The organism is Bacillus sp. FSL K6-3312 (assembly GCF_038007485.1).
In the GTDB taxonomy this organism is placed as follows: domain Bacteria; phylum Bacillota; class Bacilli; order Bacillales; family Bacillaceae; genus Bacillus; species Bacillus pumilus.
This window is the reverse complement of record NZ_JBBOXI010000001.1, coordinates 2,649,736-2,673,267: the sequence shown is the minus strand read 5'-3', so window position 1 is coordinate 2,673,267 and position 23,532 is coordinate 2,649,736. Positions and strand designations below refer to the sequence as shown.

General features: G+C 42.3%; 21 protein-coding genes and 1 other annotated feature. Of the genes, 19 read left to right on the top strand and 2 right to left on the bottom strand.

Annotated elements, in window-relative coordinates; all coding sequences use genetic code 11:
• Nucleotides 1-92: 92 nt before the first annotated feature.
• On the top strand, nt 93-2,417 hold the full coding sequence (lon, locus tag MHI11_RS13930; RefSeq protein WP_106065699.1) for an endopeptidase La: 2,325 nt from the start codon (nt 93-95) through the stop codon (nt 2,415-2,417).
• Nucleotides 2,414-3,001 carry a ribosome biogenesis GTP-binding protein YihA/YsxC gene (gene yihA, locus MHI11_RS13925; protein ID WP_003216344.1) on the top strand — a complete coding sequence of 196 codons (588 nt, stop codon included), beginning with the start codon at nt 2,414-2,416 and terminating at the stop codon, nt 2,999-3,001. The genes lon and yihA overlap by 4 nt, the downstream gene beginning before the upstream one ends.
• A gap of 243 nt (nt 3,002-3,244) precedes the next feature.
• Here the strand turns inward: yihA and MHI11_RS13920 are convergent, their stop codons facing one another.
• Nucleotides 3,245-3,730 carry a hypothetical protein gene (locus MHI11_RS13920; protein ID WP_044139987.1) on the bottom strand — a complete coding sequence of 162 codons (486 nt, stop codon included), beginning with the start codon at nt 3,728-3,730 and terminating at the stop codon, nt 3,245-3,247.
• Between the two features lie 242 nt (nt 3,731-3,972).
• On the opposite strand from MHI11_RS13920, the gene hemA reads away from it, so the two are divergent.
• The 8 genes from hemA (at nt 3,973) to ysxE (ending at nt 12,699) form a co-directional block, all read left to right on the top strand.
• On the top strand, nt 3,973-5,340 hold the full coding sequence (hemA, locus tag MHI11_RS13915) for a glutamyl-tRNA reductase (RefSeq protein WP_003216303.1): 1,368 nt from the start codon (nt 3,973-3,975) through the stop codon (nt 5,338-5,340).
• Nucleotides 5,341-5,347: 7 nt separating this feature from the next.
• Nucleotides 5,348-6,178, top strand: a complete 831-nt coding sequence (locus MHI11_RS13910; RefSeq protein ID WP_044139988.1) for a cytochrome c biogenesis protein — start codon at nt 5,348-5,350, stop codon at nt 6,176-6,178.
• 41 nt (nt 6,179-6,219) lie between these two features.
• Complete coding sequence (gene hemC / locus MHI11_RS13905; RefSeq protein ID WP_044139989.1) at nt 6,220-7,155, top strand: hydroxymethylbilane synthase; 936 nt, start codon at nt 6,220-6,222, stop codon at nt 7,153-7,155.
• Nucleotides 7,152-7,943: a uroporphyrinogen-III synthase gene (locus MHI11_RS13900; protein WP_044139990.1), complete on the top strand. Its 792-nt coding sequence runs from the start codon at nt 7,152-7,154 to the stop codon at nt 7,941-7,943. The genes hemC and MHI11_RS13900 overlap by 4 nt, the downstream gene beginning before the upstream one ends.
• Nucleotides 7,940-8,911, top strand: a complete 972-nt coding sequence (gene hemB / locus MHI11_RS13895; RefSeq protein WP_034661673.1) for a porphobilinogen synthase — start codon at nt 7,940-7,942, stop codon at nt 8,909-8,911. The genes MHI11_RS13900 and hemB overlap by 4 nt, the downstream gene beginning before the upstream one ends.
• A gap of 27 nt (nt 8,912-8,938) precedes the next feature.
• Entirely contained in the window at nt 8,939-10,231 is a 1,293-nt protein-coding gene (gene hemL, locus MHI11_RS13890; protein WP_044139991.1) for a glutamate-1-semialdehyde 2,1-aminomutase, read from the top strand.
• Between the two features lie 133 nt (nt 10,232-10,364).
• On the top strand, nt 10,365-11,630 hold the full coding sequence (locus tag MHI11_RS13885; protein WP_044139992.1) for a LysM peptidoglycan-binding domain-containing protein: 1,266 nt from the start codon (nt 10,365-10,367) through the stop codon (nt 11,628-11,630).
• A gap of 37 nt (nt 11,631-11,667) precedes the next feature.
• Entirely contained in the window at nt 11,668-12,699 is a 1,032-nt protein-coding gene (gene ysxE, locus MHI11_RS13880) for a spore coat protein YsxE (protein ID WP_044139993.1), read from the top strand.
• Between the two features lie 46 nt (nt 12,700-12,745).
• On the opposite strand, the gene MHI11_RS13875 is transcribed toward ysxE, so the two are convergent.
• The gene (locus MHI11_RS13875; RefSeq protein WP_003216497.1) at nt 12,746-12,934 is read right to left on the bottom strand and encodes a hypothetical protein; all 189 of its coding nucleotides are present in this window, start codon (nt 12,932-12,934) and stop codon (nt 12,746-12,748) included.
• 168 nt (nt 12,935-13,102) lie between these two features.
• Nucleotides 13,103-13,332, top strand: a binding site (T-box leader).
• A gap of 59 nt (nt 13,333-13,391) precedes the next feature.
• Between MHI11_RS13875 and MHI11_RS13870 the strand changes: the two genes are divergently transcribed.
• The 9 genes from MHI11_RS13870 (at nt 13,392) to mreD (ending at nt 23,481) form a co-directional block, all read left to right on the top strand.
• Nucleotides 13,392-16,034 carry a valine--tRNA ligase gene (locus MHI11_RS13870; RefSeq protein WP_340961237.1) on the top strand — a complete coding sequence of 881 codons (2,643 nt, stop codon included), beginning with the start codon at nt 13,392-13,394 and terminating at the stop codon, nt 16,032-16,034.
• Between the two features lie 71 nt (nt 16,035-16,105).
• Complete coding sequence (locus MHI11_RS13865; protein WP_340962328.1) at nt 16,106-17,404, top strand: bifunctional folylpolyglutamate synthase/dihydrofolate synthase; 1,299 nt, start codon at nt 16,106-16,108, stop codon at nt 17,402-17,404.
• Nucleotides 17,405-17,551: 147 nt separating this feature from the next.
• Complete coding sequence (locus MHI11_RS13860) at nt 17,552-18,271, top strand: prepilin peptidase (protein WP_340961236.1); 720 nt, start codon at nt 17,552-17,554, stop codon at nt 18,269-18,271.
• A 168-nt stretch (nt 18,272-18,439) separates the two neighbouring features.
• Nucleotides 18,440-19,459 (top strand): SPOR domain-containing protein, encoded by a 1,020-nt coding sequence (locus MHI11_RS13855; RefSeq protein WP_106065691.1) that lies wholly within the window; start codon nt 18,440-18,442, stop codon nt 19,457-19,459.
• A 177-nt stretch (nt 19,460-19,636) separates the two neighbouring features.
• Nucleotides 19,637-20,206 (top strand): Maf family protein, encoded by a 570-nt coding sequence (locus tag MHI11_RS13850; RefSeq protein WP_044139997.1) that lies wholly within the window; start codon nt 19,637-19,639, stop codon nt 20,204-20,206.
• 48 nt (nt 20,207-20,254) lie between these two features.
• Nucleotides 20,255-20,929, top strand: a complete 675-nt coding sequence (gene radC / locus MHI11_RS13845; RefSeq protein ID WP_044139998.1) for a RadC family protein — start codon at nt 20,255-20,257, stop codon at nt 20,927-20,929.
• A gap of 90 nt (nt 20,930-21,019) precedes the next feature.
• A complete protein-coding gene (locus MHI11_RS13840; RefSeq protein WP_003216532.1) occupies nt 21,020-22,039 on the top strand; it encodes a rod shape-determining protein in 1,020 nt (339 codons plus the stop codon).
• Nucleotides 22,040-22,066: 27 nt separating this feature from the next.
• Complete coding sequence (gene mreC, locus MHI11_RS13835) at nt 22,067-22,966, top strand: rod shape-determining protein MreC (RefSeq protein WP_003216396.1); 900 nt, start codon at nt 22,067-22,069, stop codon at nt 22,964-22,966.
• On the top strand, nt 22,963-23,481 hold the full coding sequence (gene mreD / locus MHI11_RS13830; RefSeq protein WP_340961235.1) for a rod shape-determining protein MreD: 519 nt from the start codon (nt 22,963-22,965) through the stop codon (nt 23,479-23,481). The genes mreC and mreD overlap by 4 nt, the downstream gene beginning before the upstream one ends.
• The last annotated feature ends 51 nt before the right edge of the window (nt 23,482-23,532 follow it).

The window sequence follows — 23,532 nt, the reverse complement described above, 5'->3', positions numbered from 1 at the left end:
TAAGATCAACATTTCTTAAGTCTTTTACATTGTACAAGACTGAAACAGGTATATTATAATGATTCATACTAGTGACGGAGGTGTCAATCAACATGGCAGATGAAATCAAAAAGAATGTTCCGCTCCTTCCATTGCGAGGTTTGCTTGTTTATCCAACAATGGTCTTGCATTTGGACGTTGGACGCGAAAAGTCTGTTCAAGCATTAGAACAGGCGATGATGAACGATCATATGATTTTTCTAGCAACACAGCGGGAAATTTCAATAGATGAACCAGGTGAAGAGGAAATTTTCAAAGTCGGCACCTACACAAAAATTAAACAAATGCTGAAGCTGCCAAATGGAACGATTCGTGTACTCGTTGAAGGCTTAAATCGAGCACAGATCGAATCATATGTCGAGCTGGAGGACTATACGTCTGTCGACATTAAAGAATTGGCAGAAGAAGAATTAAAGGACGCAGAAGCAGAAGCACTCATGCGTACATTGTTAGATCACTTTGATCAATACATAAAAATTTCAAAAAAAATCTCAGCTGAAACATATGCAACAGTGACGGATATTGAGGAACCGGGGAGAATGGCAGATATCGTTGCTTCTCACCTGCCGCTCAAACTAAAGGACAAACAAGAAGTACTGGAAACAGTGGATGTCAAAAAACGGCTGAACCGGGTCATCAGTTTAATTCACAATGAAAAAGAAGTACTCGAGATTGAAAAGAAAATCGGGCAGCGCGTGAAACGTTCAATGGAACGGACGCAAAAAGAATATTATTTACGTGAACAAATGAAAGCCATTCAAAAGGAGCTTGGAGACAAAGAAGGGAAAACGGGCGAAGTCAGTTCTTTAATGTCTAAAATCGAAGAGTCGAGCATGCCGGATTCTGTTCGTGAAACGGCGCTCAAAGAATTGAACCGTTATGAAAAAATTCCTTCAAGCTCTGCTGAGAGCTCTGTGATTCGAAATTATATTGATTGGCTGATCGGTCTCCCGTGGGGCATCTATACAGAAGATCGCCTCGATTTAAAGCTTGCAAGTGAAATTTTAGATGATGAGCATCACGGGCTGGAAAAGGTCAAAGAACGGGTGCTTGAATATCTTGCTGTACAGAAGCTGACCAATTCATTAAAAGGACCGATTCTTTGCTTAGCAGGACCTCCTGGAGTAGGGAAAACATCACTTGCCAAATCGATTGCCAAATCACTTGACCGAAAGTTTATCCGTATCTCCCTTGGCGGTGTGCGTGATGAATCCGAGATTCGTGGACATAGAAGAACGTATGTAGGTGCGATGCCAGGCCGTATCATTCGCGGAATGAGCAAGGCAGGAACGATGAATCCGGTCTTCCTTTTAGATGAAATTGATAAAATGTCCTCTGATTTTAGAGGCGATCCATCTTCTGCGATGCTCGAAGTCTTAGACCCAGAGCAAAATCATAACTTTAGCGATCACTATATTGAAGAAACATTTGATTTGTCTCAGGTGTTATTTATTGCCACTGCCAACAATTTAGCAACCATTCCAGGTCCACTTCGTGATAGAATGGAGATTATCACGATTGCAGGGTATACAGAGGTTGAAAAAGCAGAAATTGTGAAAGATCATCTTCTGCCGAAGCAGCTAAAGGAGCACGGATTAAAGAAAGGGAACTTGCAGCTTCGTGAAGCAGCGATTTATGATACGATTCGCTATTACACAAGAGAAGCTGGTGTTCGTGGATTAGAGCGTCAGCTTGCGGCGATATGCCGTAAAGCGGCAAGAGCGATTGTGGCTGAAGACCGCAAACGCATCACGGTGACAGAAAAGAACTTATCTGAATTTCTCGGAAAAAGACTTTACCGTTATGGTCAGGCTGAAACGACAGACCAAGTGGGAGTTGTCACAGGACTTGCGTATACCACTGTTGGCGGAGACACCTTGTCAATTGAGGTATCACTTTCTCCGGGTAAAGGCAAGCTGTTGTTAACAGGTAAGCTTGGTGATGTCATGAGAGAATCTGCACAGGCGGCATTCAGTTATATTCGTTCCAAAGCAGATGAACTGAACATTGATCCTAATTTTAATGAAAAGCATGATATTCATATCCATGTTCCAGAGGGTGCGGTTCCAAAGGACGGGCCATCAGCTGGTATCACCATTGCGACGGCTCTTGTATCAGCCCTCACAGGACGACCTGTGTCAAAAGAGGTTGGTATGACAGGAGAGATCACGTTAAGAGGAAGAGTGCTTCCAATTGGCGGACTAAAAGAAAAAGCATTAGGCGCACATCGTGCAGGACTGAAAACCATTATTCTTCCAAAGGACAATGAGAAGGATATTGATGATATTCCTGAAAGTGTGAGAGAAGGACTAACCTTTATTCCGGTCTCGCATTTAGATGAGGTGCTTGAGAAAGCGTTGGTAGGAGAGGGAAGATGAAAGTAACAAAATCAGATATCGTCATTAGTGCGGTAAAACCAGAGCAGTACCCAAGCGGGGGACTGCCTGAAATCGCTCTTGCTGGACGATCAAATGTTGGGAAGTCCTCGTTCATCAACTCATTGATTAATCGTAAAAATTTAGCACGTACGTCTTCTAAACCAGGTAAGACTCAAACGCTTAATTTCTACATTATTAATGATATGCTCCATTTTGTGGACGTTCCAGGTTACGGCTTTGCTAAAGTATCAAAGACAGAGCGTGAAGCTTGGGGTAGAATGATCGAAACGTATATTACAATGCGTGAAGAATTAAAAGCAGTCGTCCAAATTGTGGACCTGCGTCATAAGCCATCAGTAGATGATGTGAACATGTATGAATTCCTGAAATATTACGGAGTTCCTGTGATTGTCATCGCAACAAAGGCGGACAAAATTCCAAAAGGCAAATGGGAAAAACATGCGAAAGTCGTCAAACAGACACTCGACATTGCCCCATCAGATGAACTAGTCCTATTCTCTTCTGAAACAAAAAAGGGAAAAGACGAAGCCTGGAATGCCATCCTTGCGAAGATTAATAACTAAAAAAAGGCATCTGTCATGAGCAGATGCCTCAGCGTGTAGACAAACCCTCGCATTCGTTGTCAGGTCTGCGCGCTGGTGCTCACGAATGTTCAATTCGCTCCGCGCCAGTGCTCGCCCTTCCTAGACTTCAAAGGTTTTCTATCACGCTGAAAAGAAGACAAAGTGCTAAAATAAACATCATTTTAGCACTTTGTCAACAATCTAAGGCATCTGTCATAAGCAGATGCCTTTTTATTGTATAAGTTATTTCCTTTTTAAAAATAATAAGAGGAGACTGACAGCAATCAGTACATAAGGCCAGTACAATTCAAAACCGGAAGTAGGGATCGAAAGGGAACTTAGCTGTTTTGTAATTTGCTGAAAGAAATAAAGGAACAGACCGAGTGCAATGAGAACAACACTTTCAATACGATATTCTTTTTTCTGAGATGATTTCACAAAAAGAGCAAGTCCAACGATGAATACGATCATCGTAAATGTGTCTGGCCAGTAGTCCAATTTTGGCTGAAGAATAAAGTGTAGCGAAAGGCCCGTCATCAGCATACCGATAAACACATGAGCGCTTTCTTGCTCCTTCTTTCCTTGATATAAGAAAGCAAGGCCAAAAAGCAGTACGAGTGTATACCATTTCTCTTGATCCTTCCAAATGTCAAATTGACCTCCTGAGAGAATGGCATATAGCGCTACAGCCAGCAAAGTGAGCGGCAGCAAAATGGATTTCTTCTTCAAAGATGTCACCTTCTTTTAAGCAGATCATTTGTCCGCACGCGCCAAATCTGGTAAATTGCTTGAAGTGATGATATGGCATAATGGGTGTCGAACATTTTTCTACTATATCACAACATTTTTGAAATCTGTTCACAATTTTCATCCAGTTAAAAATGAATATATGTTATAATCACTATAAATAATAAATTCTATATTGTAATTATTATAAATTAGACAGGGCGTTGGGGGTGCAAGCTGAAGTTATGCATATTCTTGTTGTGGGTTTAGATTATAAAACAGCCCCTGTTGAGATACGGGAACAGCTGAGCTTTGAACCGAGCGAGCTCGGAACAGCGATGTCCAAGCTTAAAGAAGAAAAAAGCATTCTAGAGAATATCGTCATCTCAACATGTAATCGAACAGAGATCTACGCAGTGGTAGATCAGCTTCATACTGGACGGTTTTATATAAAAAGATTTTTAGCTGATTGGTTCGGTTTAGAAAAGGAAGATGTCTCGCCATATTTGAAGTTCTATGAAAATGATGGAGCGGTCGAGCATTTATTCCGTGTGGCCTGTGGACTTGATTCCATGGTGATTGGCGAAACACAAATACTTGGTCAAGTGCGCTCTAGCTTTAAAGTAGCTCAAGAGGAGAAGACCATTGGTACCGTTTTCAATTATTTATTCAAACAGGCGGTCACCGTTGCAAAACGGTCTCATGCGGAAACAGACATTGCGTCTAATGCCGTGTCTGTCAGCTATGCAGCTGTCGAGCTTGCGAAAAAAATCTTTGGACGTCTTTCTGATAAACATGTCCTGATTCTTGGTGCGGGTAAAATGGGCGAACTAGCGGCTCAAAACCTTCAAGGTCAAGGGATTGGTCAAGTAACGGTTATCAATCGAACGTATGAGAAAGCAAAAGAATTGGCAGGCCGTTTTTCAGGAGAGCCTAAAAGCTTAAACCAATTGGAAAAAACATTATCCGAAGCTGACATTTTAATTAGTTCCACTGGTGCGAAACAATTTGTCATTACAAAAGAAATGGTCGAAAGTGCGAATAAAAAGCGGAAGGGCAGACCTCTATTTATGGTGGATATTGCTGTCCCTCGTGATTTAGATCCAGCCATTTCTGAAGTAGAAGGTGCTTTTTTGTATGACATTGATGATCTTGAGGGCATCGTGGCAGCTAACTTAAAAGAGCGTCGTGCGGTGGCTGAGCAGGTTGAGCTTCTCATTGAAGCAGAAATTGTGGAATTTAAGCAATGGCTGAATACGCTTGGTGTGGTTCCTGTCATTTCTGCACTTAGAGAAAAGGCGCTGACGATTCAAGCGGATACGATGCAGAGTATTGAGCGAAAGCTTCCGAATCTCACACATCGTGAAATGAAGCTATTAAATAAACATACGAAAAGCATTATCAATCAAATGCTGAAAGATCCTATCTTAAAGGCAAAAGAAATTGCCGCGGAGCCGAATGCAGAAGAAAAACTTTTACTGTTCAAAGAAATCTTTGATTTACAGGTTGAAGATGAAGAGCAAAAGGTGGAGCCGATGCAGGTGGAGCAAGGGTCATTTCAGCTGTTTAAACCAAATATGGCACAAGGCTTTGCTACAGTTGCCAGTGAGTGATTAAGCGATGATGGAATCCATTGTAGCGAGACTAGGCGAAGCGACGACCTTGATCTATGCACTAAGTGTCTTGTTCTATTTCATAGATTTTCTTCAACACAACCGGAAGGCTGGAAAAATGGCTTTCTGGTTGCTTTCTATTGTCTGGCTGCTGCAAACAGTCTACATGTTCTATATTATGATGGAAACAGACCGATTCCCTGTGTTGAATGTAGCAGAGGGGTTATATTTTTATACGTGGGTGCTTGTGACACTTTCACTTGTTCTCACAAAAATATTGCGTGTTGAATTTATCGTCTTTTTTACAAATGTCATCGGTTTTTCCTTGATGGCGATTCACACCTTTACACCATCTGATCTCCACTCAGCAGAACTAACTGGGAAGCTGACGAGTGAATTGCTTGTGATTCATATTACGATGGCGATTTTATCATACGGTGCCTTTTCACTTTCATTTGCTTTCTCTCTACTCTATCTCTTTCAATATCGTTTGCTGAAAAAGAAAAAATGGGGAAAATGGCTTCTGAGAATTGAAGATTTATCGAAGCTTGATCATATGGCATACGTATTAAACATTATTGGCGTGCCGATGCTCTTACTTAGTTTGATTCTTGGCATCATTTGGGCATACATTTCGTATGATACGTTGTACTGGACAGATACAAAGGTGCTTGGTTCGTTTATTATGCTGTTTTTATATGGTGTTTACTTATATATCAGATTGGTGAGAAATATGCAGGGCAAAGTCGTGGCACTGTGGAATGTCGGTTCATTCTTTGTGCTGATGATCAATTATTTTCTGCTTGGTAGCTTATCAACCTTTCATTGGTTTCAATAAATAATGATGAGTCTTAAGGGCATTGTCGGGAGGAAGACGAATTGCGTACAATTAAAGTAGGTTCTAGAAGAAGTAAGCTTGCAATTACACAAACAAAATGGGTCATTCAAAAGCTGTCTGAACTAAACCCTTCTTATTCTTTTGAAATAAAAGAGATTGTGACAAAGGGTGATCAAATTTTAGATGTGACCTTATCAAAGGTTGGCGGAAAAGGACTGTTTGTCAAAGAAATTGAACAGGCGATGCTGAATCACGACATCGATATGGCAGTTCACAGTATGAAGGATATGCCGGCTGCTCTTCCTGAAGGATTAGTCATTGGCTGTATTCCTGAGCGTGAAGATGTAAGGGACGCTCTAATTTCGAAGGATCATCTGCGTCTTCATGAGCTGCCGAAGGGTGCTATTGTGGGAACGAGCAGCTTACGGCGCAGTGCCCAGCTTCTTCAGGAAAGACCAGATCTGAACATTAAATGGATTCGAGGAAACATTGATACACGATTGGAAAAGCTGAAAAATGAAGAATATGATGCCATTATTCTAGCGGCTGCCGGTCTGTCCAGAATGGGATGGAGCAAAGAGGTCGTGTCTGAATTTTTATCTCCTGAGACTTGCCTGCCGGCCGTTGGCCAAGGCGCTTTGTCAATTGAGTGCCGCGGAGATGATGAAGAGCTATTGCAGCTCCTCGCTCAATTTACGAATGAATACACAAAGAAAACGGTTCTCGCTGAACGAGCCTTCCTCAAACAAATGGATGGCAGCTGTCAGGTGCCGATCGCTGGCTATGCAACGATGAATGAGCGCGATGAAATTGAACTGACGGGTCTTGTGGCATCTGCTGACGGACACACGATTATTCGAGAAACTGTATCAGGCATTGACCCTGAGGCAATTGGAACAGCATGTGCGAAGCAGATGGCTGATAAGGGAGCAAAGGATTTAATCGACAAGGTGAAAAAGGATCTGTCCTCCCAATGACCATAGGGCAATCGCTTCACGGACAGACGGTGCTTGTCACTCGAAATGAACGTCAAGCGGGTGTGTTTCAGCAGAAGATTGAAGAGCTGAACGGCCATGCTGTTTTAACCTCTCTTATTCGGTTTGAGCCTACGCTCACAAATGAAAAAGCGCAGGCCTTTTTAAAGGACTTAGAAAATAGCCAATGGCTTGTTTTCACGAGTGTAAATGGCGCGTCTTTTTTTCTGAGCTACATAGAGGACCATCATTTACATAAGAGTGTATCCCATTTGAAAGTGGCTGCGGTAGGTGAGAAAACCTCTGCCTATCTTGAGCAGCACGGCTTGAAGGTAGATGTAGTTCCAGAACGATTCATAGCGGAAGAACTCGCAGATGCGCTGCTTGACCATGTGCGTCCGGGAGAGCGTGTGTTTGTAGCAAAAGGACACCTGTCTCGAGATGTCGTGAAGAAAACGCTTGTTCCACTTGGCATAGAAGTAAAGGAATGGATTTTATATGAAACGGTCAAGGATGAGGAAGGAATTGCCGCTCTCAAAACGGCAATGACGAAGCAATCATTTGATTTTATTACATTTACGAGCTCATCCACTGTCCATTCATTTATGCATGCCATGGAGGCAGATGCAGCGAAGCTGGCTGCTTCTGACACCTGTTTTGTGACGATCGGTCCTCTGACAAAAGAGGCACTGCTTCAATACGGGATTTCTTCTGAAACCCCAGATACTTATACGATAGACGGAATGCTTGAATTGATGTGCCGTTTATCTGAAAGGAAGTTGAACCAATGATGAAATTTAACAGACACCGCAGACTGCGGACAAGTGCAGGAATGAGAGAATTAGTCAGAGAAACCTTTTTAAGACCATCTGATTTCATTTATCCGATCTTTTTTGTAGAGGGAGAAAATGTCCGAAAAGAAGTCCCTTCAATGCCGGGTGTTTATCACATTTCAGTGGACCTTGTAAAAGAAGAAGTCCAAGAGCTTGTTGATCTTGGCATCAAATCAATTATTGTATTTGGTGTTCCAGATCATAAAGACCATGTGGGCAGTGAGGCGTATCACGATCATGGCATTGTGCAAAGAGCGACGCTTGAGATCAAAAAGCATTTCCCAGAGCTTGTGGTCATTGCAGACACTTGCTTATGCCAATATACAGATCATGGACATTGCGGGATTGTTGAAGATGGTGAAATTTTAAATGATGAATCTCTTCAGCTTTTAGCGAAAACAGCTGTGAGTCAAGCGCGCGCAGGTGCAGATATTATTGCTCCTTCAAATATGATGGACGGATTTGTGGTTGCCATTCGTGAGGCGCTTGATGAAGCTGGCTTTATTCATGTACCTGTCATGTCATATGCTGTGAAATATGCAAGTGCGTTTTACGGTCCGTTTCGTGACGCAGCGCATAGCACACCACAGTTTGGAGATCGTAAAACATACCAAATGGACCCTGCAAACCGTTTAGAGGCACTAAGAGAAGCGCAGTCTGACGTAGAAGAGGGAGCTGACTTCCTCATTGTGAAACCATCTCTTTCTTATTTAGATATTATGCGTGATGTCAAAAATGAATTTACACTCCCAGTTGTTGCATACAATGTGAGCGGAGAATATGCAATGGTCAAAGCCGCTGCTCAAAATGGGTGGATTTCTGAAAAAGAGCTTGTTCTTGAAATGCTGACAAGCATGAAACGTGCAGGAGCAGAACTCATCATTACGTATCATGCAAAAGATGCAGCAAAATGGCTCTCAGAATAAAGAACGGATAGATAGGAGGACATTGAAATGGGACGTAGCTATGAAAAATCAAAGCAAGCATTTGAAGAAGCGCAGCATTTAATGCCTGGCGGTGTCAACAGCCCTGTGCGTGCATTTAAATCAGTGAACACAGACCCGATTTTTATGGAGCGAGGCAAAGGCGCCAAAATCTATGATATTGATGGAAATGAATACATCGATTATGTCTTATCATGGGGACCACTTATTTTAGGGCATACGAATGACCGTGTGGTTGAAAGCATTCAGCGAGTGGCAGAAAAGGGGACAAGCTTTGGTGCTTCCACATTAGTTGAAAATGAATTAGCTAAGCTTGTATCAGAGCGGGTTCCTTCTATCGAAGTCATTCGTATGGTCAGCTCTGGTACAGAGGCAACTATGAGTGCACTTCGTCTAGCTCGAGGCTTTACAGGCAGAAATAAAATTGTGAAATTTGAAGGCTGCTATCATGGACACGGCGATTCCTTGCTCATTAAAGCAGGTTCAGGCGTCGCAACGCTTGGGCTTCCAGATAGCCCAGGTGTACCTGAAGGGACTGCAAGCAATACGATCACAGTGCCTTACAATGATTTAGAAAGCATTCAAGTTGCATTTCAGGAATTTGGAGACGATATTGCAGGTGTCATTGTCGAGCCGGTTGCAGGAAATATGGGGGTTGTCCCTCCGCAAGACGGTTTCTTACAAGGGCTGAGAGACATCACAGAGCAATACGGAGCTTTACTCATTTTTGATGAGGTCATGACCGGCTTCCGTGTGGACTATCACTGCGCGCAAGGTTATTTTGGCATCACACCTGATCTGACGTGTCTTGGTAAAGTGATTGGTGGCGGCCTCCCGGTTGGCGCTTATGGCGGAAGAGCGGATATTATGAGACAAATTGCGCCAAGCGGTCCAATTTATCAAGCAGGAACGTTATCTGGTAACCCACTTGCGATGACAGCAGGCTTAGAAACCTTAAAACAGCTGACACCTGAGTCTTATGAAGAGTTTAGACGAAAAGGAGACCGGCTGGAAGAAGGCATTTCAAACGCGGCGAAAACACACGGAATTCCATTAACATTTAACCGTGCGGGTTCGATGATTGGATTCTTCTTTACAAATGAAGAAGTGGTCAATTATGACAAAGCCAAAACAGCTGATCTCGCTTTATTTGCTGAATTTTACAAGGAAATGGCCGACCACGGCATCTTCCTTCCCCCTTCTCAATTCGAAGGACTATTCCTGTCAACAGCTCACACAGATGAAGACATCGAATATACGATTGAGACAGTGGAAAAAGTATTTCAAAAACTACGTCGATAAACGAAAGCTGATATGGAGACATATCGGCTTTTTTGTGTTGCTGAAAACCAATCATATTTTCACTGCCTCTCACATACATCTGTATTGACATCTAATTTTATTTTGAAGGATTAGATGAAAGGAGGACACCGACTTGTCTCAAAACAATCGATTACAGTTTTCAGTAGAAGAATCCATCTATTTCAAAAGCGGACAGGAAGTCAGTGAGCTGCTGTCTATTTCTCTCGATCCTGACATTCTCGTTCAAGAAGTGAATGATTATGTTTCGATTAGAGGTTCACTCGAGCTAACAGGAGAATACAACATAAATCAAGAGGAGCTATTGGGTGAATTGAGTTCCTATGCATCATACAGAGAAGCTGATGAGGTGAAGGTCAGAGAAGACGGGACGGCGGAGCTTCTGCATCAATTCCCAGTCGATATCACGATTCCTAAAAACAAAATCAGTCATTTAAATGATGTGTTTGTGTTTATTGATGCGTTTGATTACCAGCTGACAGAAAATCGTTTGCTGACCATTCAAGCTGATCTAGCGATTGAGGGTCTTTTAGACGAGGAAACGCCTCAAGCGCCTGTAGAGGAACCGTATGAATTTGTTCATCGTTCTGAAGAAGAATATGGCGACGTGACCTACGATTATCAGCTGCAGCCAGAAGATGAAGAGCAAGAAGAGCTACAAAACTATGAACGTGAGATTGATGAGGATCAGGCTGTATTACAGCATGACACACGCGCCGAAGAAGAAAAGCAGGAAGAAGAAATTGAGATAGAGCTGGTGAGTAGGGAAGAAGAAACCGAAGAACTGGAAGAATCGGAAGAACGGGAGGAAACGGAGAGCCAAGAAGAAGTGGCGCTTGGTTATCGCTCCTTACCTGATGCTCAGGTGCAAGAACCACCATTTTTTGAACCGCCTAAGCTCTTAGAAGAAGAGAAACGGGAGGATACATTCTTTGAGTTGGAAGTGAGAAAAGATCCCGAAGCAGCTGAAGAGCTGGAAGAAACGGTTCAGCCGTATCCAGTATTTGAATCACCCGCTTATCACGTGGAAGAGGAAGAGGCGCAGGATGATACGTACCAGCTCGGACGGTTATATGAACGAGAAGCACCAAAAGTATATGAGTCAGCTCAAGAAGAAGAGGAGTTTGAAGAAGACGTGAGAGAAACGTCTGGCAGTGAAAACTCTCTTTATTTAACAAAGCTGTTTGCTAAGCAGGAGGAGGAAGATTTTTCTCGCATGAAAATATGTATAGTTCAACAAGAAGATACGGTCGATCGTATTTGTGAGCGATATCAGTTGAATGTGCAGCAGCTCCTTCGCACAAACTCATTATCGATGGATGCGGAGCTTGAAGAAGGGCAGCTTCTTTATATTCCTGAATATCAAAAAAGCAATGCCTAACAAGAGATGACCGATCGAGAAAATGTGGTGAGTGAACGTGGATGAGATCCAATCTGTCCTATACGAATACGGGCTTGAGGCGGAATACGTTGAACCTGTCAGTCCTGCTGTCGTCAAAGTGTATACAAAGCAGGGCGTATTTGCCTTAAAGCGAGTAAAAGCTAACAGGCATATGCAGTTTACAGAGCAAATGCTTGAACTAGAATCAAAGGGCTATCGCTCTTTTGTGCCGATTTATCGGACGAAGAGCGGTTCTTTTTTCTCAAGTCATCGTGAAAGCCAGTACGCATACTATCTCATGCCTTGGCTGACGAATGAAAAGAGAGAAGAGCAGGACGATAAACATGAATATTTATTTCAAGAAATTGCAAGACTTCATAAGCGGACTGAAGTGATGATGGATATCACAGAGCAAGAGATCGAAGCGCACTACACACAAATCAAGACCAAATGGGAAACAGAGAAAGACATGTATGAACGATTCATAGAGCGGGCAGAGCAAACTTGGTATATGTCGCCATTTGAACTGGCTGCTGCGATGTATTTTTCAGAGGCGATGTCTGCCAGCGAATTTGCCCTTGAACGACTAGAAGACTGGCATGAAGAAATGAAAGATAAAGAAACAACACGTGTTGTGTTAAATCATGGGCAGCTGTCGATTCATCACTTTTTGTATAATGATGTGGGTACAGGACATTTCACCAATTTTGAGCGGTCTAAAAAAGCCGCCCCGATTTATGACCTTCTGACCTTTTACTTTCGGACATTCAAAACCTATCCCACATCTTGTCCTGAATGCACTTCCTTGTTTTATACGTACCAAAAAGGAAATCCTCTTCGGGAGGAAGAGCTTCATTTGTTTCTTAGTTACCTTGCTTATCCGCAAGGTCTGTTTGATACAGTTAAAACCTATGAAGCAGGCGGGCAGGATGAGATGGAAAGCTGCCAACAGCTGTTAAGAGCGTATTGGCAGATGAAAAATTCAGAGCCGACCGTCATGAAAATTCACGAGATTGAGCAGGCTAGACGGCTTGAAGAAGAACAGAGTGCCTCGTCATCAACGGAATGACGAGGTTATTTTGTGTTCATATTGGCCGGTACATAAGCGCGAGTGTTTAAAACCAATCAAGGTGAAAGGCGCAGGCGAGAAAAATGAGAATACCTAGGATGAGGACGTCAAATGTTGTGGGAAAAATGATCGTACGAAACCCTTGAAATATTGCAATCGGGAGAACGACTTGGGAGGCCACTGCCCGAATTTGTCTCAGCCAGGGGGGAAGTGTGTAAGGATTGATCTTTTTCAAAGCAAACGCCCTCCTTCTTTATTTTGTTATTATCATATGGGCAAAAAGGCAAAGGGTGCTTGCCCAATTTGTATAAAGAAGAAGAAAAGCGGAAAAGATGATTGACGAAAACAAAAGGCATTTAGTAATATAAATAAAAGATGAGTATGTGCTGATGAACGTGATATATCGTAAGCGTGGATCAGGAAGAGTACAAGCAAGACCCTAAAGAGAGGGAGACCATGAGCTGAAAGGTTTCCTAGGATGTACTTGTTTGGAAGGTCGCCTGTGAGCTTAATTTCTTGAATGAACAAGTAGAGAAATTCGGGAGAACCCCGTTATCCTTTAGAGTGTATGGGACACGTCTATGTGTTCCATGAAAAAAGGTGGTACCGCGAAAAAGCTTTTTCGTCCTTTTATAAGGATGAAAAGGCTTTTTTTATGTTTCATCAGCCGAAAAAATGTGGAGGTTACATAAATGGAAACAAATAATCAAGAAATGCCAACAAAGTACGACCCAAATGCGATTGAAAAAGACCGCTATACGTACTGGCTTGAAGGAAAATTCTTTGAAGCACAAAATGACAAAACGAAAGATCCATATACAGTCGTCATTCCTCCACCAAACGTGACAGGAAAACTGCACCTTGGGCATGCGTGGGATTCTACACTTCAAGACATCGTGACACGTATGAAGCGGATGCAGGGCTATGACGTTCTATGGCTTCCAGGAATGGATCATGCCGGTATTGCGACCCAAGCAAAGGTTGAGGCAAAGCTTCGCGAAGAAGGCGTAAGCCGTTATGACCTTGGCCGGGAGAAATTTGTGGAAGAAACGTGGAAATGGAAAGAAGAATATGCGGACTTTATTCGCAGTCAGTGGGCGAAAATGGGACTTGGTCTTGATTACTCACGTGAACGTTTTACATTAGATGAAGGTCTGAATAAAGCGGTACGCCAAGTGTTTGTTCAATTGTATGAAAAAGGGCTTATCTATCGTGGAGAGTACATCATTAACTGGGATCCAGCGACGAAAACGGCACTTTCTGATATTGAAGTCATTTATAAAGATGTTCAAGGCGCGTTTTATCACTTAAGATACCCACTTTCAGATGGCACGGGTTCAATTGAAATTGCGACGACAAGACCTGAAACAATGCTCGGAGATACAGCCGTTGCCGTGCATCCTGATGACGAACGTTATCAGCATTTGATTGGAAAAACAGTGGTCTTGCCAATTACAGGACGCGAGATTCCAATCGTTGCTGATGACTATGTCGATATGGAATTTGGCTCAGGAGCTGTGAAAATTACACCTGCTCATGACCCGAATGACTTTGAGCTTGGAAATCGCCATGATCTAGAGCGTATTCTTGTCATGAATGAAGATGGCACAATGAATGTAAATGCACTGCAATACAAAGGAATGGACCGCTTTGAATGCCGTAAACAGCTTGTTAAAGATTTGCAAGAAGAGGGTATTTTGTTCAAAATTGAGGACCATATGCATTCAATTGGTCATAGTGAGCGAAGCGGAGCTGTCGTTGAACCTTATTTATCTACTCAATGGTTTGTAAAAATGCAGCCGCTGGCAGACGAAGCCATCAACCTTCAAAATGGGGACGACCAAGTTCAATTTGTTCCAGACCGCTTTGAAAAGACGTATTTACACTGGATGGAAAATATCCGTGACTGGTGTATTTCTCGTCAGTTATGGTGGGGACACCGCATACCAGCTTGGTATCATAAAGAAACGAAAGAAGTATATGTTGGACTGGAAGCACCAGAAGATTTAGAGAACTGGGAACAGGATAACGATGTGCTTGATACATGGTTTAGTTCAGCGCTTTGGCCTTTCTCTACAATGGGCTGGCCGGATGCAGATAGTGAAGACTTCAAACGCTACTATCCAACAAACCTGCTTGTTACAGGCTATGACATCATTTTCTTCTGGGTCTCTCGCATGATCTTCCAAGGTCTTGAATTCACAGGAGAAAAACCGTTTAAAGACGTTCTGATTCATGGGCTGATCCGTGACGAGCAAGGACGGAAAATGAGTAAGTCGCTAGGTAACGGAATTGATCCAATGGAGGTCATCGACAAGTACGGTGCAGATTCATTAAGATATTTCTTAGCAACTGGAAGCTCACCAGGTCAGGATCTTCGCTTTAGCTTTGAAAAGGTTGAATCCACTTGGAACTTTGCGAACAAAATTTGGAACGCATCACGTTTTGCTTTAATGAACATGGATGGCTTAACGTATGATGAGCTTGATTTAACTGGAGAAAAATCAGTTGCTGACCAATGGATTTTAACTCGCTTAAATGAAACGATTGAAAGTGTCACACAGCTAGCTGACAAGTATGAATTTGGTGAAGTGGGCAGACATTTATACAACTTCATTTGGGATGATTTCTGTGATTGGTACATTGAGATGGCGAAGCTTCCGCTTTATGGAGAAGATGAAGCAGCGAAGAAAACGACTCGTTCGATCCTTGCGTACGTATTAGATCAGACGATGAGACTTCTTCATCCGTTCATGCCATTCTTAACAGAAGAAATCTGGCAGCATCTTCCGCACGAAGGTGAATCGATTACTGTAGCGTCTTGGCCTAAGGTGAAACCGGAGCTTTCAAACGAACAAGCGTCTGCTGATATGAAACTGCTTGTGGAACTCATCCGCTCTGTTCGTAACATCCGCAGTGAAGTGAATACGCCAATGAGCAAACAGGTGGAGCTTTACATTAAAGCTTCTACATCTGATGTGCAGGAACGCTTAGAGAAAAACCGTTCATATATTGAACGCTTTACGAACCCAAGTGTACTTGAAATTGGTACAGATGTTCCAGCTAGTGATAAAGCGATGACGGCTGTTATTTCTGGAGCAGAGCTCATTCTGCCGCTTGAAGGCTTAATCAACTTAGATGAGGAAATCGCTCGTCTGCAAAAAGAACTTGATAAGCTGACAAAAGAAGTAGAGCGCGTCCAGAAAAAGCTTGGCAACGAAGGCTTTATGAAAAAAGCGCCTGAAAGTGTCGTAGAAGAAGAGCGTGCGAAAGAACGTGACTATGTCGCAAAACGCGAAGCTGTTCAAAAGCGTATTGAAGAGCTGAAAGCATAAGGTTGAAAAGACGGCTCCTAACAAAATGGAGTCGTCTTTTTTGAAAATTTCGGATGAAATGAGAGATGACATTGTTTACAACCTATCATGAAGCCATTGAGTGGATTCACAGTAGACTGGCCTTTGGTGTAAAACCGGGTCTTGAAAGAATGAAGTGGCTGATGAACAAACTAAGCCATCCGGAACAACGCATAAAAGCGGTACATGTTGCAGGTACAAATGGAAAAGGTTCAACGATTGCGTTTACTCGTTCCGTTTTACAGGTAGCAGGCTATTCAGTCGGCACCTTCACCTCCCCGTTTATTTTAACGTTCAATGAACGAATCAGCGTGAACGGAGCACCTATACAGGATGAAGAATGGCTGAGTTTGGTGAATAAAATCAAGCCGTTTGTTGATGAGTTAGATCAAACAGAGCTTGGCGCAGCAACAGAGTTTGAAATCATTACCGCATGTGCATTTGCTTATTTTGCCGATGTGCAGCAAGTAGACTTTGTCCTATTAGAGACAGGACTTGGTGGAAGACTTGATTCAACAAATGTTGCCGTACCTATCTTAACAGCGATTACATCGATTGGTCATGATCATATGGCGATTCTAGGTGACACACTTGAACAAATTGCATCTGAAAAAGCGGGCATTATCAAAGAGGGTATTCCGATGATCACCGCAGTTCATCAACCGGAAGCACTTGCTGTCATTCAAAACATCGCAAAAGAAACGAAGGCGGAATGCATTTCATTACAGGATACTTGTACCTTCAGTCATCAGCAGCCAACAGAAACAGGAGAACGATTTACGTTAAGCACATCAAAAAGGCAGTATCCGCAGCTTGAAACAGGGTTAATTGGAACGCATCAACAGCAAAATGCTTCCCTTGCTGTTCTACTCATTGAATGGCTGGAGCAAGAAGGCTATATTAGCGTGACAGAAGAGCAGGTATATGAAGGTATTCGGCATGCTGTTTGGGCTGGGCGATTTGAAAAAGTCAAAGATCATCCACCAGTGTATATAGACGGCGCTCATAATGAAGAAGGAATCGACCGTTTAATTGAAACCGTGCAAGCCCATTTTTCTAGTAAACAAGTACATGTCTGTTTTAGTGCTTTAAAAGATAAGCCGTACAAGCAAATGATTCAAAAGCTTGAAACAGTTAGTTCCTCTATCCATTTTGTTTCATTTGATTTTCCAAGAGCTGAATCAGCGGAAAAGCTTTATGCGTGCAGTCAGTTAGAGGCAAAATCGTATGATGATGACCCTCGTGCAGTGATTGAATGGATTCAGAAAAAGAGTGATGATCCTTCAGCGGTGATTATAGTGACAGGCTCTCTTTATTTTATTTCAGATATACGAAATCGTATGTTCGGGTAACGAAAAGACGCAAATGGCTTTGATGCCTCCTGCGTCTTTTTCTTTTTATATGTAGAATAGGGGGAAAATCATATTTTCACTAGATGCTTTAGTGGGTAGGGTCATGGTAAAATCCAATCTATCTTATTACCGGAAGGAGCACCACATATGATTGAGATTTTTCTGTTTCTTGCAGGCATCACGATGGGGTCGTTCTTTCATCTCGTTGGCGAAAGACTGCCAGTGAAGCGATCTATTATCTTCCCTCGATCTCACTGCACAGCCTGTAAACAGCCGCTATCCCTGCACGAGATGGTTCCGCTCGTTTCTTATGCTGTATGGAAGGGGTCTTGTAAACATTGCGGCATTCGGCTGCCTAAGCTATATCCAATGGTTGAGCTGCTGACAGGCGGTCTTTTTTTGTTCATTTATAGGATCGCTGGTTTTTCGTTTGAAGGTCTTTTTCTTGTGATTCTTTGTAGTTTATTCGTGATTGCTGTCGTGAGTGATCTTCTCTATATGAGGGTTCCGAACGAGCTGTTTCTCTTCTTTTTCCCTCTTTTCGTCATATACCGCACGCTGGAACCGCTTCTTATTTGGTGGGAAGGGGCGGCTTCTCTGATTTTTAGCATTCTTTTGTTTTCTAGTTTAGATTATTTTAAGCCGAATAGTATGGGCGGAGCTGATATGAAGCTATTCAGTGTGCTTGCGTTTTGCTTTGGCTTCAAGCCGTTCCTTCTCATGCTTTTTCTCTCATGTATCGCTGGAATGGTTTATGCAAGGGTCTTTTCCTTTCGAGTAAACGAGCCATTCCCTTTTGTTCCTTCGATCACTATTTCTTTTTTGATGTATCTCTGTGGTGCTCCTGTCTTGTTTTTATTTGGCTAGTCGAAGGGGTGAAAAAATTGGCGAACACTTTTTTGCCCTGCCGACAAAAGTCTTGTTCTTTTTTTTTACTGCTATGGTAAAGTGTGAAACAGAAAGAAGGACGGGTTAAATTCGCGCTGATTCATTGGACAGAAAGGTCTTTCTTACAAACATGTCAGAAAGCGGGGAATGACAGTGAAAAAGAGGCAGGCAAAAAAACAAGGGCTAAAGGTCAATATTAATGGCAAGGAAGAAATGGTGCATGAAGATGATCATCAGCCTCCAAAACAGCAAGAGGATCAAGTGACGTTTTCGAATTGGGAGGAAAAGAGACATTCGGAACAGGAGACAGCGGCTTCTCAGGAAGATTCGTCTAAACCGAAAGAAGAAGATTTCCAGTGGGATGATGCTGCTGATCATATTTATCATTCTGATCCAAAAGTCGTCACACCTTATCAAAAGAAAAAAAGCTCCTTTGATCAGAAGTTCGGTAAAAATCGCGGTCCCTTCAAGAGAGTGATGACAACGATTGTGTTTGCGGTCGTTCTTGGGACAGGCCTTGGGGTGTTTGCGCTTAGTTTAAGTCAAGATGGTACACCAAATCCTTCAGGTGGAGATATCAGTGTCTCGGCATCTGGTTCTGAAAATCAATCATCGATGAAAGCTGGCGGGGATGCGCCGAATGCAGGTACTACAGATGAATCAAAAGAGAACAAAGATGAAAAAAGTGCCTCTGGCAGTTTATCAACCTTTGTTGTACAGGCTGGGAAATTCTCTTCTGAAAAAGGAGCAGATGACTTAGTTGGCAGTTTAAAAGATGCAGGGTATGCAGGGAAAAAGATTTCCATGGATGATGGATATTATGTCATTGCCGGGCTTGCGACAGAGCAAGGGATGACAAGCGCTGTAGGGAAGAAATTGATTGATCAGCACTTTGAGGCGTGGGGAGGAAAGGAGCTCTCATTTCAAGTACCGGATGAGCTGACTAGTTTAATAGAAAAGGCATCTGTATTATCATCCAAAGTAATTGCAGGCGATGAAGTGGATCAAAAGGAAGTCACGCAGCTAATTTCTGAGCTTGAAAGTGCCAAAACAGAGGATGCACCGGCTAAAAGCAGTTTGCTGAAAGCTGTGCAGCTATTAAATGACCCAACCGCTGAAAACGGCTGGAAATCTCAGCAAGCATTGCTTGATCAATTAAATACGTAAAATCATTTTTTAAGAAACGAAACTAGTCAAAAAATGACTAGTTTTTTTCTTTTGCATCCAACATAATGATGAAGGTACATGAAAAATGAATTTTCGTAAATTGTCGGTAAGATGTACATTTGCTAGGATGAATGGGTATCTTACTTCTTAGGCTAAACCCTGAAAGGATGAACAAACATGAACCAATTGATTCTCGCATCGCAATCACCTAGAAGAAAAGAATTGCTTGATCTAGCAGGGTTTTCTTATGACATTCAAGCAAGTCATTTAAAAGAAGAAATAAATCGAAACCTTTCCCCTGCTGAGAACGTCCAATGGTTGGCAGAACAAAAAGCAAATGATATTCAAAGATTAAATCCCAAAGCTGTGGTCATTGGTGCAGATACAATTGTTGCAATTGACGGCAAATATCTTGGGAAACCAAAAGATAAGAAAGAAGCGGCTTTTATGCTTCAATTATTATCAGGAAAGACACATCAAGTCTTGACGGGTGTCACGGTTCAGTCAGAGAATAGAAAAGAAACATTTTATGAACAGACAGAAGTGACATTTTGGACGCTGACTCAAAATGAAATAGACCGCTATATTGATACGGACGAACCCCTTGATAAAGCGGGAAGCTATGGCATTCAAGGGAAAGGCGCACTGTTCGTTCAAAAAATAGATGGTGATTATTTTTCCGTTGTTGGTCTACCTATTGCGAAAACAGTCAGAGTGCTTGAAACCTTTGGAATCACCCCTTTTTGAAGACAGGAAGGAATTCTAAAAGGAGTGGTCACCCTGAACGATTTCCCTATGCTGCTAAAGCATCTCCCTCATGATGAAAAACCGAGAGAACGATTTATCAAATACGGGCCCAGCAGTTTGTCAAATCATGAACTTGTTGCGATCCTTCTAAGAACAGGCACAAAAAAAGAATCAGTTCTCCAAATTTCTGCAAGACTTCTGCAAACATTTGGCGGGCTTCGCTCTGTAAAAGAAGCCTCAATTGAAGAAATGTCGAAGATTCGAGGAGTTGGAAAGGCGAAGGCGATTTCTCTTTTAGCTGCTTTAGAACTCGGCACTAGATTACACCATCAAACGACGGATAACCGCTATGTGATCCGCACACCAGAAGACGGAGCGAATTTTGTGATGGAAGATATGAGGTTTTTGCAACAGGAGAATTTTGTTTGTTTATATCTGAATACTAAAAATCAAGTTCTTCATAAACATACTGTGTTTATTGGAAGTCTGAACTCATCCATCGTTCACCCGCGTGAAATTTTCAAAGAGGCCTTTAAACGTTCGGCCGCTTCATTTATATGTGTGCACAACCATCCATCTGGAGATCCGACGCCCAGCAGGGAAGATATTGAAGTTACACAACGACTTTTTGAATGTGGAAAGCTGATTGGAATACAGCTGCTTGATCATCTGGTCATAGGTGATCAAAAATTTGTGAGTTTGAAGGAAAAAGGGTATTTGTAACACTTTTTTTTTCAATGTTTTACGATATAATAGAGTTTATGAGTTTTTCCCTAAAGGGAATTTTGGTTTAAGAAAGGAAGATACATACATATGTTTGGAATTGGTACAAAAGACCTTGGAATAGATCTTGGAACAGCGAATACGCTTGTTTTTATTAAAGGGAAAGGCATTGTTGTAAGAGAACCTTCGGTCGTAGCTTTGGAAACTGATACGAAGTCTATAGTGGCGGTTGGAAATGACGCGAGAAACATGATTGGCCGTACACCTGGTAATATTGTGGCACTTCGCCCAATGAAAGACGGAGTCATTGCAGATTACGAGACGACAGCAACAATGATGAAATATTACATTAATCAAGCATTAAAAGGCAAAGGGCTTTTTGCTCGTAAACCTTACGTGATGGTATGTGTACCATCTGGTATTACAGCTGTAGAAGAGCGTGCAGTTATTGATGCAACAAGACAAGCTGGTGCACGTGACGCATACCCGATTGAAGAGCCATTTGCTGCGGCGATCGGTGCTAACCTGCCTGTATGGGAGCCAACAGGAAGTATGGTTGTTGACATTGGCGGCGGTACAACAGAGGTAGCCATTATTTCTCTTGGCGGTATTGTGACATCACAATCAATTCGCGTGGCAGGAGATGAAATGGATGATGCGATCAGCAGCTACATCCGTAAAACGTATAACCTGATGATCGGTGATCGTACGTCAGAAGCTATTAAAATGGAAATCGGTTCTGCGCAGCCTGATGTACATGATGAAATGGATATTCGGGGCCGTGACCTTTTAACTGGTCTGCCAAAAACAATCTCGATTACAGCAGATGAGATTGCAAAAGCGCTTCGCGATACAGTGGAAACAATTGTTGATGCGGTGAAAATGACACTTGAAAAAACTCCGCCTGAGCTGGCAGCAGATATTATGGACCGTGGAATCGTCTTAACTGGCGGCGGTGCATTGCTTCGTAATCTTGACAAAGTCATTAGTGATGAAACGAAGATGCCAGTCATTATTGCCGAAGACCCGCTTGACTGTGTGGCAATCGGAACAGGAAAAGCACTAGAGCATATTCATTTGTTCAAAGGAAAATCAAAAGATAATCGATAATCGGGCGTAAATAAAGAGGTGTAAGACATGCCGCAGTTTTTTATGAATAAAAGATTAATGTTGCTCCTTGTCTGTGTCATCGTACTGGTGGCCATGATTGGTTTTTCAGTGAAAAGCGGCAGAGGTGCTTCATGGCCGGAAAAATTAGTGGGGGATACGACAGGCTTTTTTCAAGGTGTCTTTCATAAACCATCACAATTTATCGCCGGTATTTATGGGAACGTACAAGATTTAAAGAACACATACGATGAAAACGAACGTCTTCGAAAAAAACTTGATGGACAAACCCAATACGAGGCGAAACTTCAAGAACTAGAAGATGAGAACAAAAAGCTTCGCAAGCAGCTCGGTTATGTGAACTCTATTCGTGATTATACGCCAATTCTATCAACGGTTATCGCTAGAAACCCGTCCCTTTGGGATAGCTTTGTCATGATTGATAAAGGGAAAAAACAAGGCGTTGACAAAGATATGGCGGTCACAAATGAGAGTGGTGCGTTAATTGGGAAAATTGAAAGTGATAAGCTCAACAATTTTACTTCGACTGTAAGGTTGCTAAGCTCTACTGACCAAAATAATAGAATTTCAACGAAAATTTTTGCGAAAAAGGGCAAAGAAGAACTCAACGGAATTATTAACGGCTACGACAGTAAGAAAAAAATGCTGACAATGAATATTCTGAAATCTGATGCAGATGGAGATGTCAAAAAAGGAGATCTTGTTGAAACATCTGGAGCAGGGGGCGTATTCCCTCAAGGCTTGACGATTGGTAAGGTGAGTGAAATCGAGCCAGATCATTACGGCCTGACAAAAATCATTTATGTAGAACCAGCGGCTGAACTCAACAATTTAGACCGCGTGATTGTGGTGAATCGCAGCTCAAGTACGGCAGATGCATCTGAATTGACGAAGGAGGAAGGCTCGTGAGACGTGTCCTTCTTGCTTTCGTCATGTTGTTTATCTTCGTATTTGACAGTATTTTTGTCGATCTAGTGAAGCTCCCATTTGTTTCAGACAATCAAATTTTAGCTCCTCATTTCATCTTACTCGCACTTGTATTTATGACGGCTTATGTGAATCAAAAATATGGTGTGATTTTCGGTTTTATCTTTGGACTTTTATATGATATTTCGTATACAGGCATACTTGGTGTTCATATGTTTGGCTTTGGAGCGCTCTGCTATTTGCTAGCGAAAGCCTTTAAAGTTTTGCAAACGAATATGTTAGTGGTCGTCTTTCTGTCGATTATTGCTGTTTCCGTGATGGAGTTTTATGTATACGGCGTTCAAGCGACAATTCAACCAGGTATTATGCCGTTTAATACGTATGTCATCGAACGCTTTATTCCAACGATTCTTTTAAATACTGCTGCGTCTCTCATACTTGTTGTGCCGCTTAGGCTCTTTTTCATCAATATGAAACAAGGACTGATCGACGAATAAAAGCAGGAGTTTGTCCAAATACGGCGAAATGAGTATGTTGTTGAGGTGAGC

What these genes read in the sequence shown, in the direction of transcription:
- lon (WP_106065699.1), top strand. Translation starts at nt 93, where the DNA reads ATGGCAGATGAAATCAAAAAGAATGTTCCGCTCCTTCCATTGCGAGGT.
- yihA (WP_003216344.1), top strand. Translation starts at nt 2,414, where the DNA reads ATGAAAGTAACAAAATCAGATATCGTCATTAGTGCGGTAAAACCAGAG.
- hemA (WP_003216303.1), top strand. Translation starts at nt 3,973, where the DNA reads ATGCATATTCTTGTTGTGGGTTTAGATTATAAAACAGCCCCTGTTGAG.
- MHI11_RS13910 (WP_044139988.1), top strand. Translation starts at nt 5,348, where the DNA reads ATGATGGAATCCATTGTAGCGAGACTAGGCGAAGCGACGACCTTGATC.
- MHI11_RS13900 (WP_044139990.1), top strand. Translation starts at nt 7,152, where the DNA reads ATGACCATAGGGCAATCGCTTCACGGACAGACGGTGCTTGTCACTCGA.
- hemB (WP_034661673.1), top strand. Translation starts at nt 7,940, where the DNA reads ATGATGAAATTTAACAGACACCGCAGACTGCGGACAAGTGCAGGAATG.
- hemL (WP_044139991.1), top strand. Translation starts at nt 8,939, where the DNA reads ATGGGACGTAGCTATGAAAAATCAAAGCAAGCATTTGAAGAAGCGCAG.
- MHI11_RS13870 (WP_340961237.1), top strand. Translation starts at nt 13,392, where the DNA reads ATGGAAACAAATAATCAAGAAATGCCAACAAAGTACGACCCAAATGCG.
- MHI11_RS13860 (WP_340961236.1), top strand. Translation starts at nt 17,552, where the DNA reads ATGATTGAGATTTTTCTGTTTCTTGCAGGCATCACGATGGGGTCGTTC.
- MHI11_RS13855 (WP_106065691.1), top strand. Translation starts at nt 18,440, where the DNA reads ATGACAGTGAAAAAGAGGCAGGCAAAAAAACAAGGGCTAAAGGTCAAT.
- MHI11_RS13850 (WP_044139997.1), top strand. Translation starts at nt 19,637, where the DNA reads ATGAACCAATTGATTCTCGCATCGCAATCACCTAGAAGAAAAGAATTG.
- radC (WP_044139998.1), top strand. Translation starts at nt 20,255, where the DNA reads ATGCTGCTAAAGCATCTCCCTCATGATGAAAAACCGAGAGAACGATTT.
- MHI11_RS13840 (WP_003216532.1), top strand. Translation starts at nt 21,020, where the DNA reads ATGTTTGGAATTGGTACAAAAGACCTTGGAATAGATCTTGGAACAGCG.
- mreC (WP_003216396.1), top strand. Translation starts at nt 22,067, where the DNA reads ATGCCGCAGTTTTTTATGAATAAAAGATTAATGTTGCTCCTTGTCTGT.